Source organism: Paenibacillus sp. FSL L8-0436, assembly GCF_038593025.1.
In the GTDB taxonomy this organism is placed as follows: domain Bacteria; phylum Bacillota; class Bacilli; order Paenibacillales; family Paenibacillaceae; genus Paenibacillus_AQ.
This window is the reverse complement of sequence record NZ_CP151955.1, coordinates 1,380,781-1,393,653: the sequence shown is the minus strand read 5'-3', so window position 1 is coordinate 1,393,653 and position 12,873 is coordinate 1,380,781. Positions and strand designations below refer to the sequence as shown.

Below are 12,873 nucleotides of genomic sequence, written 5' to 3'. Positions count from 1 at the left end.
GGGCATGAACAGAGTGCCTAAATAAATCCCCATTGGAAAAGTGAGCTTTCCCGGGCTACGAGAAATGGATCGATAACATATTCCAATAGAACATAAATCCCGTATAACCGATGCAGGCAATCGCAACGAAGCAGCGCGTCAGGGAAACGACCTTTCCTTTAACAGCCTGACCGGCATTACGCCAGAGCAAATGAAGTGCTAACAGGACAGCCACCAGAGGCAGGGAAGAGATACCCCATGCATACCATGCCGGGTAGCCGAAGGTAATGGCCCCATTGCTGTAAGTCAGCTGAAGCAGCAGAAAGACGGACATGAGCAGCGAGATTGCAGTAATATGCAGCGACACAGTTCTGCGCGGCTTACGAAATAACCGCACGACATAACGGATCAGCGTGACTGCCAGCAGCGCAAGGAACAGTAATCCAGGGACAATGTAAACGATGAGCAAGGTGGAAGGACGTTTCCAGAATCCCGGCTCCGGTGAGAAGGTCGTCTCCTGGATGATGGTCATTTTCCAATCATGCTGCTTGTCGATCAATAGCTGCATCCCACCCTCCTGTTCCTGAAACAATCCATCGGCAATCGGCACGAAGCTCTTCTCCGCCGTTTCTCCGCTCCCACCCGGGAATACTCCGCTCACAACCAGTTCTCCTTCAGCTGCTGTAACCTTGTAATTTCTGCCGCCCAGGAAATACAGCCATTTGCCCCAGCCATGCTGCGGAACCTTGGCAAAGGTATAAGTCCGCTCGTATTGCTGCAAATCCTCCAAGGAATACGGCAATGGCGTCACAGCTTCCGTCTTTTTGGTTAACAGCCCGGCAACCGCATCCGTGACCTTGTTGTAAGTTATCCCACCCTCTTCACCATTGCTGACAATTAGAATGCCAAGCTTCTGCGAAGGGATAAGCTCCATTTTGGCGGCGAATCCTTCGATCTCTCCGGTATGCGTCAGCACAGTGCTACCATCTGCAAGATGTCCCCGATACAGGCCATATCCTACACCGTCAACCTTCGGGTGCTCAGCAAATTGAGACTGCTGCATCATTTCAACGCTGTCAGGCTTCAACAATGCCGTCCCTTGATAAACCCCTTGGTTCAGTAAAGCGATCATAAAATGGGCAAATTCATCGGGAATCACACTCAGGGCCCCGGCCCCAGGGATGTGGGGGTAAGTCGACGACACAGCAGTGTACTTTTTATTGGAATACACATAGGATTTTGCCATATCCGGGCTGCTTTCGGGAACCGTCAGGCTTGCGCTGGGCATCTTCAGGGGAGTAAACACATTCTGGAACATGTAGGCCCCTAGATCAGTACCCGCAGTCTGCTCTATCAAGTTGCCAACCAATCCCAGTCCCGCGTTGCTGTATTCGTATTCCTGTCCCGGCTCCCGCACGGGAGGCTGCTGGCGGAAATATTGCCGCAGATATTGCTCTGCCGAAAGAGACTTCTCCCGGGAGTGGGCCTGAATCTTGTAGATGGACTCGTCCAGCCCGGCAGTATGGGTAAGCAGGTGATGCAGCGTAATGGGCTGCTTTCCGAAGGATGGCAATTGATACGCGTGCAAAAAAGAATTAAGGTCATCATGCAGCGTCAGCTTCCCTTGCTCTACCAATTGCATAGCAGAGACGGCTGTGACCGTTTTGGTAATCGAACCTAACCGCATAATCGTTTTTGCAGGGTCTACAGGGATGTTCTGTTCAACATCGGCATAACCATAACCCTTGCTGAAAATAATCCGGTCTCCCTGAGTCACGACTACGGCAGATCCGGGAATATGCCGCTTCTCAAGCTCCTCTTGCATAATAGGGTCTATACTCTGTTCAAGCTGACTCGCCGATAAAGCGGCAGACACAGCAGGTGTGGCAGCCGCTTCTGCTTCATGGCCCATGAAGACGTTCATCCCCAAGAAGACAAGCGGCACTGCGAGCAATCGCTGTAATTTGTTTTTCATTCTTGCAACCTCCAGCACTATAATGGTTCGTTCTGCTTTTAGCATACCGTCCGTTTCTGTCCTGAATCTTCCCTCAATCTTAAATTCATCTTAAGATCATAAAATACGCATCAAAAAATGATAGACTGATGAAAATAGGACAACTTGAGAGGAGCGGAGCAGCAGATGAGCAGAACTGTTTTGCTGGCGGATGATGACCCGGATATTCTGGAATTGCTGAGGCTGTTTCTGGAGCGGGAGAACCTGAAGGTGCTGGAGGCACTGAATGGCATCGAGGCATGGAGTTTTATACGGGAGCAGCGGGTTGATCTGGCTGTAATTGATATTATGATGCCTGAACTAGACGGTATTCAGCTGCTGAAGCTGCTCCGGACGGATTACAAAATTCCCGTTATTATTATTTCCGCCAAAAATGAGGACAGTGATAAAATTCTGGGACTTCAGCTGGGTGCGGATGATTTCATTGCGAAGCCCTTCAATCCGCTGGAGGTTATGGCCCGCATTCAGGCGATGCTGAGACGGACCTATGAATTTAACGAACCTACCGGCCAGGAGAACCCTGAGCCACCGGCTCCGCAGGAACGCACAGTCATCGGACAGCTAGAGCTGGATCACCTGGATTGTGTCCTGTACAAAGAGGGCCAAGACATACCGCTGACGGCGATCGAATACAAGCTGCTTACCACCTTCATGGACTCTCCGGGCCGGGTATGGACCAAAAAACAGCTGTTCGAACAGGCCTGGTCCGATCCTTATTATGAAGATGCCAACACCATTATGGTACATATCTCCCGGCTGAGAGAGAAGATTGAGGACAACGCCAGACAGCCGGTGTATATCCGGACCATCCGGGGACTGGGCTACAAGTTCGCCAGGAAGGATGAATTCCGGTGAAGAAAAACACGCTTTTGTCCAGGCTGGTCAAATCCTATATCTTGTTCGCATGTACACTGGCTGTAGTCGGCATAACCTTTCTGATTATGGCTATTGATGTGGAGCAGGAAACCATTACGGTCTCCGTGCAGTGGCTGCTGCTCCTGCTTGTATTATTTGGCCTAAACGTCTTAATCTACAGTGTTTGGACCGCCCGGCGGATCACCAGACCTCTGGAGCAGATTGCCGGAGCCATCCGGGAGATGCGGCTGCGTAAATTTCATAAGCGGCTTGATATTCAAACTGGCGATAGCGATGAATTTGCCCAGGTGCAGATGTACTTCAATGATCTGGCTGAGTCGCTGCAGCGGACAGAAGCCGAAAACCGCAGGCTACAGCTGAGCAAGCAGCGGATGCTTGTCGATCTGTCGCATGACCTCAAGACCCCGATTACTACTATTCAGGGCTACGCCAAAGCGCTACAGCTCGGAATGGCGGACAACGAGGAGAAAAGAGAGCAGTATTTGCAGCTTATCTATAACAAATCCCAGCTTGTCACCTCGCTCATCGACGATATTTTCCATTTGTCGAAGCTGGACAGTCCCGACTTTCCTGTATCCGTCAAGCCCGGTGATATCGCCGAGCTGCTGAGGGAAGCCGCAGCGGATTATTATCAGCAGTTCGAGGACAAGCAGTTTATGCTGCATGTTGAAATCCCGTCCAATGAAGTGCTGGTACCCTACGACACCAATCTGATGCGGCGGGCCATTGCCAATCTTTTATCGAATGCGCTGCGCTACAATCCCCCCGGCACAGAGGTTACGCTCCGGCTTGAGCAGTCGGAGGATGTCGTGCGGCTAGCTGTAATAGACAATGGCGTAGGCATTTCCGATGAACTGAAGGCTGTGATCTTTGACCCTTTTGTACGGGGCGACGCCTCCAGAAAACGGGACGGAGGCAGCGGGCTGGGACTGTCGATTGCCAAGCAGATGATGGTGCGGCAGGGCGGCGAGTTGAACCTGGACAACCGCCCAGGCCGGACTGCGTTTGAGCTGGTGCTGTACCGCTAAACAAGGTCTTCGATCAATGACAGGGGATCGGTGAAAAGCCCCCGGCTTCATCTTCCTGCCAGCCTGCGGATAAGATTATCCTTGCGGCCTCCGCCGGTGTTCACTCTTTTGGAGGCTCCCCAGGCGCTGATAACAACTCTGATGTAGTTGCTGATGCCGACTCTGGAGCTGTTGCTGGCTCTGGTAGTGCTGCTGACTCTGGAACTGTTGCTGGCTCTGGTAGTGCTGCTAACTCTGGTGCTTTTGCTGACTCTGGTAATGCTGCTGACTCTGGTGCTTCCAATGCTCTGACCAGCTTTTCCTTGACCTCATTTAGGGGTCTTCCGCTCAGAAAGCCCTCCTTCGGTTCGGACCAGGCAAATCCGTCTCCCTCATACCGGGGGATCACATGCATGTGATAATGTCCCAGGTCATTAAACACTCCGCCGTTCTGGCAGATTGTAATTCCATCCGGCCGGAAGGCGCGCTTAAGCAGCTGTGACATGGTGACAGAGACACGCATAATGTGCGTTGAGGTAGCTTCATCCATCTCTTCAACATCCAGATAATGCTCCTTAGGCATAATCAGCAAATGTCCGTCATTAAACGGGGCGATGTCCAGCACACAGGCCACATACTGATCTTCATAAACAATTTGCACCCCCGGCTCCAGCCGGTTAGCGATTCTGCATCCCAGGCATTCCATACCGATTCTCCATTCTATCCATTCTACTAGGTTACTGCATCCCCCATGTGACATCCCTGCGCACCGCCATGCATCATGCGATCATCAATAATCTACTGCATTCTCTACAATAGAAATGCCTGCCATAACCTGAGATTCGTGTTCTGCTGCAGTTTGTGCAGTAGAAATCAGCGGAACCCCCTTATTATTGCAAATTGAGAAATTCAACTGCAGGAAGTGCAGCAGATTGCCATTTCCAGCTCAAAAATCAGCTATCTGCTGCATTTTTTACAATAGAATCCCTTCAGCCCCAGCCTCTCGACTTCTAGCTTTAGCCCCTCCAGCGCTTTGCCCGCTGGGAGACGTACTTACTCGCATACGGCCGGCATAATCCTCCGCCCCCCGTTCTCCTTCATCCAGCTTCACTCCAACTAAACCTCTTCCACTAGCCTCATCCGTTTCACCCTTGCAGCGCCTTGCGCACGCTGAGGATATATTTGGCTTGGTCGAGCGGGTTCACGCCCCGGCGGGTACGCTCGGCGGTGACGTCAGGCGGGCATTCCTCGTAGCCGGCAAAAAAAGACGTGAATGTGCTGCGCCCCTTCGTGTAGGAGCTCAGGGTCACCGGGTAATCGAGCGATGTCGCCAGCGGCAGCCGGCCCTCGATGATCATCCGCTCGCCCTGCAGCAGCGGCGGCTCGAAGGTGCCGCGCATCTGCACGAGGTCGTTCATTACACGGCCGCCGTTCTCCTCCGGCACGACAATGCGCACCTGGAGAATCGGCTCCAGCAGCGTGGTGCCGATTCGGTTCAGCCCGTCCATAATGCCCATCGGCGTAGCCACGGCAAAATCCAGCGGATGGGTATGCCACACATGATGGTTCCCCTCCACCAGCGTCACCTTCAGGTCGGTCACCTCCCAGCCGTAGAGGCCTTGCTGCAGCGCCTCCGGCACCCGGCGGGCCGTCTCGTTCTGGTACTGCGGGAGCAGATCCGAGCTGCGCACCAGCGATTCATACACCAGACCGCTGCCCGGTTGCCCCGGCTCAATGAGGAAGCGCAGAATCGCCCAGCACGGCTTCGGCATCGTATAGGCGATGAAGCCTTCACCCGCGCGGCTTGGCGTCTCTTTGTAAATCACCGACGGCTGGCCGAAGGTGACCTTCAGGCCGTAACGGCTCTCCATTACGCTGTCCAGCACCTCCAGCTGGATCGGGCCCATGACCTTGATATGCAGCTCCCGCTCCTCCTGCAGCCACTGGGCATCCAGCAGCGGATCTTCATCCGCCAGCTCCTGGAGCGCGCCAATCACCTTGTGGTCATCGAATTCCGTTCCCCAGAAGACACGAACAGTCAGCAGCGGCACAGCCAGCTTCGCTTCCTGCGGAATGGCATCCGGCCGGCCCAGCACATCACCGATCCGCACGCCGGAGAGCCCGTATACTACGGCGATATCTCCGGCCTCGAGCGCCCCGACATCCTCCGTCCGTCCACCCTCCACCTTGCGGATCTGCGTCACTTTGCCCTCTACATTCTGTGAGTAGTTCTTTACCGTATCACGGTTGCGTATCGTTCCGTCATACAGCCTGACAAAAGCCATCCGGCCCATGCTTTTATCGCGCTGAATGTTGTACACGATGCCGGACACCGGCTGCTCCGCATCTCCTCCAGCCCGGGGAAAATAATCGATCATCGCGTCCAGCAGCTCCGTAATGCCGAGGCCTTTGGCCGCGACGCCGTAGACAAGCGGGAACATCCGCCCCGAAGCCGCTTCCGCCTGCAGATGTTTTTTCCATACCGCAAGATCGGGGGAACCACCTGACATGTAGAGCTCCAGCAGCCGCTCATCTCGTTCGGCCAGCGCCTCCAGCAGCTCCGTCCGTGCCGCCGCATCTGCACCTGCCTGCCATAAATCTGAGGCCCCCGTGTATTCCTGCTCTTTGCCGACTGGCTGCTGGACCGGAATAATATCGCCGGACAGGTAGGTGCGCGCCTGGGCCAGCACAGCCCCCGGATCAGCGCCGACGCGGTCCATTTTGTTCACAAAAATCAAGGTCGGAATCCCCAGCTTGCGCAGCGCATTCCAGATCATCTCGCTCTGAGCCTGCACACCTTCCACCGCCGAGAGGATCAGCACCGCGCAGTCCATCACGCGCAGACTCCGCTCCACCTCGGACAGAAAATCGACGTGGCCCGGAGTATCCACCAGATTAACCTGCACCCCTTTCCAGGCAAATGAAGCCAGCGCCGCCCGCACCGATATTCCCCGTTGCCGCTCGACCTCCATCGAATCTGTCATAGCCGTTCCGCTATCCACACTGCCCAGCGCACGAATCCGCCCGCTTTCATATAAAATATGCTCCGTCGTGGTTGTCTTTCCCGCATCGACATGGGCAAAGATCCCGACGTTAATCCGCTCCATTCCCTGCTGCTGAATCATCTATGTTCTCCTGTCATGGTCTGAAAGTAGTAAATATAGCGCTATCATCCTTAAGTGTACTGCGAAATGGCACTTTTGTTCAATTGCAAGAGACATAGCGGTATGAGTTGCTAACAGCGCTGGTGAAGGGACCAGAAGCCTCCCTGCACCTTCCCGCATCCCCGCTTCCGGACTGGTTCATCCCCAATGAGAGGGGTATGTAGTTACTGACAGAGCAACTTTTAGGAGGAATTTATTATGGCAGGCCAGGTCGCTTTTATGAAAATGGCTGCACTGCAGCTGGCGCAATACGCCATCCGCGTAAATGCCGTCTGCCCCGGATCAATTGATAACAATATTGGAGATAATACGTACAAAAGCGATGCAATTAAGGAAGTAAAATCCCCGTGGAGTTTCCGGACGGCAGTCATCCGCTGGAGCAAGCTCCCGGCAAGCCGGAGCAGGTAGCTAATCTGGTGCTGTTTCTTGCCTCGGACGAGTCCTTTCATGTCACGGGGACGGAAATATTTGTGGATGGTGCCGAGTCGCTGCTCCGCGGATAAATGCTTTAATTACATTTAATTTGAGCTACTCTGCAACATTTTGCGGCATTCTGCCATCTAAGAGAATAAGAGGTGAGGCACAATGAAGAAGAATCAATCATTCCAGATGAACGCTAAAAAACTAACCATAGCGTGCAGCATTCTGGCAGCAAGCTTGTCTTTGGGAACATCGGCATTTGCATTTTCCGATTTGAAAGGCCATTCCGCCGAAGCCAAAATCAACACTTTGCATAAGGACGGGATTATCAACGGAGTAACCAGCGACAAGTTCGCACCGAAATCAAAGGTAACCTTCGCCCAGGGCATTCAGTTTATCGTAAGCGGACTGCAGCTGTCCCCGCAAACCGCTGGTAAAGCTAGTGATTACTTTGACAAAGTAAAGGACAAAGCCTGGTATGCTTCCGCATTCGTAGCCGCCAAGCAGAACGGCCTGTCCTTGGACAAAACCGTTGATCCGAACAGCACGATGACACGCGCCCAGTTCGCTCATTTGCTGACCCAGGCTTTGCAGAGCAAGGGCAACTTCCCGGTAACGATGATGTTTGCCAATATTTCCGATGGCAGCAAGCTGTCCACGGCGGAAATGAACAGCCTGCAAATTCTGGTTAACACACATATCGTTACCCTGGAGAAGAACAACACGTTCCGCCCATCAGAAGCCGTTACCCGCGGGGAAGCAGCGGTATGGCTCTTCGATGCAGTCAAATTTGCCAAGGAAGTCATTGAGCCGGATGGCGGAACAACAGCTCCTTCTTATAATTATGAAACGGCAGTGAAGCTGGAAAAAGCCGCTGACGGAGTAAACAAAGTTACGGTGACCGTCAGCAACCTGCCGCATCCGGGCTATGGCCTAAGCATCGACCGGATCGAATTTGGCAAGAACAAGACAGCCGTCATCTATTACAGCGTAACCCAGCCGGATCCCGGCAAAAGTTACGCGCAGGTGATCTCGGCAGCTTCCGTAGTCACCTACTTGCCGGAAGGCTATACAGCGACAGCCCAGCCTGTAACCGGCACTGCCGGTTCCTCAGTATCCTCCAGCAGCGTTCAATAATTTGCCGCTGCTGAACAAGTGGAAACGGCTTCGCCGTCCTCAACAGGACGGTATCCGTTTCAGCGAGAAATAGAAGGATAATTTATAGCGTGAAGCATATAAATGCTTATTTTCTAGCCAGCGGTTATTTATCCGCTGGCTTTTCTTTTCTCACCTACAGAATCTACCCTCCCACATCATACGCAGTCATCGTCAATCCATATCTCAGGCTCTTCCTCCCATGGCTCCCGCAGATCCCTTTCATTAAGCTTATCCAGTTCGTTCTCTTTCACTGTCAGACTCATTGATAAACTCCCCTTGAGCGATCCCCGGCAACGTATGACGCAGTCTTTTTTATTTTCTGGAACTAATCTATGAAAAAGCTTCCGCTTTTGAATAAAATACTATATTATATTAAATTAAATGTATATTAAAAATATATTATGTATATTAATTCATCACACGCGATGTGATTATGACATAATCATGGTAGCATTGCCGTGCGAATCTATTGGAGGGATGCATAAACCTGCAGACGCTGGAGTAGTCCGTTTTACTAGAAAGCCTACAAATAGAGAGAACTACTGGGAGGTAAATGATGTCTAAGAAATTATTATCCTTATTAATCGCGTTAACCCTGACGTTGTCCGGAATCCTTCCGGCAGCCTATGCCGGTGAAGTTGCCGCTGAGGCACAGCCTCAGGTTCTAACCGCACCGGTATCCACGGATTCCGGCTTATCATCTACGGTTTCCTCGGAAGTCTATCAAACTTCTGTTCCTTCAGTATCGACAGCAGTCTACCAAGCCTCAATGACCGAGGCCAGAACACTGCCGATAACATTGACCCTTCCCGATGGTCTGACAGCAGACCAAATCACCTGGAAGTTTGGCAGAACGGCGGAAGAGATGAAGCCGCTAACACAGTGGAAAAAATGGAACAACGTTTCTAACGTTAGAGCATATACGGGTGATCCGTTCGTAAAAGTAAGCTATGAGACTGTCTCACCTTCTACGGTAACCGCTCTGGTATACTTCGATATGCCATTCGGCTCCAACCTGTCACTTAGCGGCATCCGGGCCGAGTATGTGAAGCTTGCGGGTGTATACAACCTGACGGCGACCGCTCCTGACGATGATGTGCTGGTGCAGCAGCAAGTGAAGCTGAACCCGTATGATACCTATCATACATATGATGAGATCAAACCGGCGATTGATACCATTACTGCCGACAGCAACAATAAATATGGCCGTTATGTGGAATATCAGCAGATCGGAACGTCCACACAAGGACGGGCGATCCACTTCTCCATCGTAGCCAAGGACAAAGCGTCCGTAGACCAATATTTGAATGAAACACTGCCGCTGATGAACAATGATCCTGCTGCATTGCAGGAGATGATCAAAAACGGCCAGTTGCAGGACTATAAAGTGCCCATCTGGCTGAACAACATCCATGCGGATGAAGCCAATGGCGTAGACGTTATTATTAAGTTTTTGGATACGCTGATGACCGAGAAAATCGTAAACTATGATACGACCAATGCTGACGGCACTGTCGTCCCGGTTACACTGGACATTGACAAGGCGCTGGACAATGTGATTTTCCTGCTCGACTATGTGGAGAATCCGGATGGGCGGGTTTTGAACACACGTGCGACTTCAACGCTGCTTGACCCGAACCGCGACAACTCCTACCAGACCCAACCGGAGACTCAGGCTGTTACAGCACAAATCGCCAAGTGGACCCCGCTGAGCTTCCTGGATATGCACGGGTTCGTGAGCGGCTTCCTGATCGAGCCATGCACACCACCGCATGATCCGAACGTCGAATACGATCTGGTCATGGACAATTTGATTGAACAGGCCACAGCAATGGGGAATGCCGGGATCGCCAACACCAAATATGAGGAGTACCACATTCCTTACCTGGAAGCTGAGAAATTAAAAAATGACCCGGATTATGCCGATCCTTATGGCAATGCTACCGGATGGGATGATGCTTCACCGGCTTACACTGCTGTCTATGCAATGCACCAAGGTGCCCTTGGACATACCATTGAAGTGCCGGAGCTGAATGAGGATTCCCTGAACGCCTTCTATTATGCAACTCTTGCTGCCACTAACTATGTGCAGGACAACAAAGAGAAGCTGTTCCTGAACCAGCTCGAAATCTTCAAACGCGGCTTGAACAATGAAGACAACAAAGCAGTTGACCCGTATTTGATAAATGCTAAATATGAATCGGTCGGCCGTGAGCGTGAAACGGAAGAAAGTAACTTTTTCCCTGAATATTATGTGCTTCCAGTAGCCAAAGATCTGCAAAAGAACGAGCTGGAAACATACAAAATGGTGAAATACCTGCTTCGTAATGGAGTGAAGGTAGAGCAGACAATTACTCCGGTAAACGTGGATGGCGTCACCTATCCGGCAGGAACCTATGTGGTGAACATGCATCAGGCCAAACGAGGCTATGCCAACCTGGTTCTGTATGACGGACTGGATGTATCCGACTTCGATGCGATGTATTCCGACACCGTACAGAATTTTGCGGACATGCGGGGATTCGACCGGTACATCAGCCGCTTCGCTGGTGCATTCTCCGGCAAGACACAGCAAGTTAGCAGCATCGTCATTCCAACGACAGATCTGAATCAATACCGTTTTGAGCAAAATTACGTCATCCGCAACAGCAACAACGATGCGATCAAAGCGGTTAACGATTTGCTTGCGAACCGAAAAGCAGTAACCCTGCTCTCGAACGATGGACCCGGCTATGAAAAAGGCAGCTTCCTGGTCTCCAGATCAAACCTGAGAACAGTAGCATCCAAATACTTGCTCGACTTAGTGCCATTCAGCACATCAGGTGACAAGACAGGCAAACTGCTCAAGCCAGTGAATGTTGGCATTGCCGCAGCACCTTCCTTTATCGTGGCCGATCTTGGATTTAAGGTAACTTCTGATGCTGCTGCGGCAGACGTCCTCGTCAATACAGGTACAAACCTGATTGCCAGCGGCAAGCCGTTCATCGGATATGGACGTACAATGCTCAACAGCCTTAAATCTCTGAATATCTTACCGGGCCTGGACTACTCCAATCCGGTGAACCAATCGGACAGATCCGCAGCACATGAAGGCTTGTTCAAAGCAACCGTCTCGCAAGACAGCGTAATTACTGCTCCTTATGCAGACAATGAATACCTGTATACCGTATCTGCCGCTTATATCACGGCTGTTCCGGAAGGCGCTGAAGTGCTGGCGAAATACGGAACGGGCGATGATTTCTTCAAAGCCGGCTGGTGGCCGAAAAGCGATTCTGCCAAGGGTCAGGTGCTGGCACTGGATTATCAAACGGACAGCATCCATGTGACCTTGTTCGCGAACGATCTGCTGAACAAATATCATCCGCAGAACCAGTTCAGATTACTGGCGAACGCGATCTATGCCTCCGCTCCGGCAGCTACGGAAGCAGACAGTATGGATAATGGTGCGCTTGAGCCGGTTCCGGCTACACCGGCTTACCCGGATACTAGTGTGCCAGCTCCAACCGCAACGCCAACCGCAACACCGGCTCCAACTGTAGTTCCGGCTACACCACAGCCGACAGCTGCACCAGCTCCGGCGGTCAATTTCACGGATCTCGGTAAAGTAGCCTGGGCAGAAGCTGCTATCAAAGAATTGACGGCTAAAGGCATCATTAACGGTGTAGGCAGCAACTCATTCGCACCGCTCAAAGAAGTGACCCGTGCTGAATTCATCACCATGATCGTCCGCGCCTTTAACCTGCCGCTGGAGAACGTTTCGGCTGACTTCAGTGATGTAGCAATTTCGAATTGGTCTTACAGCTATGTTGCTGCCGGTGTCAACAGTGGTCTGATCAACGGTGTTGGCGGAGGCAAGTTCGAGCCTAACCGCTCCATCACGCGTGAAGAGATGGCGATCATCGCCGCCAACGCACTGACGAAGTTCAAAGGCAAATCGGTTACCGGTGCTGATGCGCTGCTTGCGAACTTCAAAGACAAATCGAGCATTGCTTCCTATGGTAAAGACGCAGTTGCTCTGCTTACCCGGGAAGGCATTGTGAAAGGCATGACAGCCGACACATTTGCGCCAAAAGGTATTGCCAACCGCGCGCAAGCCGCTGTCATTATCAGCAACATCATCAACCTGCAATAGTCCGAAGGGATGATTGCCGTGAATGTGAACAGGGATGCCCCCGGCCGCAATGGCTGAGGGGCATCCCTGTTTGTCGTAGAGTAGTTACGTATCACCGGGTAAATGAGATTACTGTAAGCGAAG

Annotated in this window: 7 protein-coding genes and 1 pseudogene; 5 read left to right on the top strand and 3 right to left on the bottom strand. The window is 52.0% G+C overall.

Features of this window, described 5'->3' with window-relative positions:
* Positions 1 to 55: 55 nt before the first annotated feature.
* Complete coding sequence (locus NSS79_RS06380) at positions 56 to 1,954, bottom strand: serine hydrolase domain-containing protein (RefSeq protein WP_342438718.1); 1,899 nt, start codon at positions 1,952 to 1,954, stop codon at positions 56 to 58.
* 165 nt (positions 1,955 to 2,119) lie between these two features.
* Between NSS79_RS06380 and NSS79_RS06375 the strand changes: the two genes are divergently transcribed.
* Complete coding sequence (locus tag NSS79_RS06375) at positions 2,120 to 2,848, top strand: response regulator transcription factor (protein ID WP_341119588.1); 729 nt, start codon at positions 2,120 to 2,122, stop codon at positions 2,846 to 2,848.
* On the top strand, positions 2,845 to 3,897 hold the full coding sequence (locus NSS79_RS06370) for a HAMP domain-containing sensor histidine kinase (RefSeq protein ID WP_342438717.1): 1,053 nt from the start codon (positions 2,845 to 2,847) through the stop codon (positions 3,895 to 3,897). The genes NSS79_RS06375 and NSS79_RS06370 overlap by 4 nt, the downstream gene beginning before the upstream one ends.
* A gap of 100 nt (positions 3,898 to 3,997) precedes the next feature.
* On the opposite strand, the gene NSS79_RS06365 is transcribed toward NSS79_RS06370, so the two are convergent.
* Both NSS79_RS06365 and NSS79_RS06360 read right to left on the bottom strand, forming a co-directional pair.
* The gene (locus NSS79_RS06365; RefSeq protein WP_342438716.1) at positions 3,998 to 4,582 is read right to left on the bottom strand and encodes an HIT domain-containing protein; all 585 of its coding nucleotides are present in this window, start codon (positions 4,580 to 4,582) and stop codon (positions 3,998 to 4,000) included.
* A gap of 439 nt (positions 4,583 to 5,021) precedes the next feature.
* Positions 5,022 to 7,001, bottom strand: a complete 1,980-nt coding sequence (locus tag NSS79_RS06360) for a translation factor GTPase family protein (RefSeq protein ID WP_342438715.1) — start codon at positions 6,999 to 7,001, stop codon at positions 5,022 to 5,024.
* Between the two features lie 240 nt (positions 7,002 to 7,241).
* Between NSS79_RS06360 and NSS79_RS06355 the strand changes: the two are divergent.
* The 3 genes and pseudogenes from NSS79_RS06355 to NSS79_RS06345 form a co-directional block, all read left to right on the top strand.
* Positions 7,242 to 7,543 (top strand): annotated as a pseudogene (locus NSS79_RS06355) (SDR family oxidoreductase); the annotation flags it as partial.
* Between the two features lie 82 nt (positions 7,544 to 7,625).
* The gene (locus NSS79_RS06350) at positions 7,626 to 8,597 is read left to right on the top strand and encodes an S-layer homology domain-containing protein (protein WP_076111229.1); all 972 of its coding nucleotides are present in this window, start codon (positions 7,626 to 7,628) and stop codon (positions 8,595 to 8,597) included.
* Positions 8,598 to 9,174: 577 nt separating this feature from the next.
* The gene (locus NSS79_RS06345; protein ID WP_340894398.1) at positions 9,175 to 12,750 is read left to right on the top strand and encodes a M14 family metallopeptidase; all 3,576 of its coding nucleotides are present in this window, start codon (positions 9,175 to 9,177) and stop codon (positions 12,748 to 12,750) included.
* Positions 12,751 to 12,873 lie beyond the last annotated feature (123 nt).

Coding starts and splice junctions, on each gene's coding strand:
- NSS79_RS06365 (WP_342438716.1), bottom strand. CDS start 4,582: ATGGAATGCCTGGGATGCAGAATCGCTAACCGGCTGGAGCCGGGGGTG.
- NSS79_RS06375 (WP_341119588.1), top strand. CDS start 2,120: ATGAGCAGAACTGTTTTGCTGGCGGATGATGACCCGGATATTCTGGAA.
- NSS79_RS06345 (WP_340894398.1), top strand. CDS start 9,175: ATGTCTAAGAAATTATTATCCTTATTAATCGCGTTAACCCTGACGTTG.
- NSS79_RS06360 (WP_342438715.1), bottom strand. CDS start 7,001: ATGATTCAGCAGCAGGGAATGGAGCGGATTAACGTCGGGATCTTTGCC.
- NSS79_RS06350 (WP_076111229.1), top strand. CDS start 7,626: ATGAAGAAGAATCAATCATTCCAGATGAACGCTAAAAAACTAACCATA.
- NSS79_RS06380 (WP_342438718.1), bottom strand. CDS start 1,954: ATGAAAAACAAATTACAGCGATTGCTCGCAGTGCCGCTTGTCTTCTTG.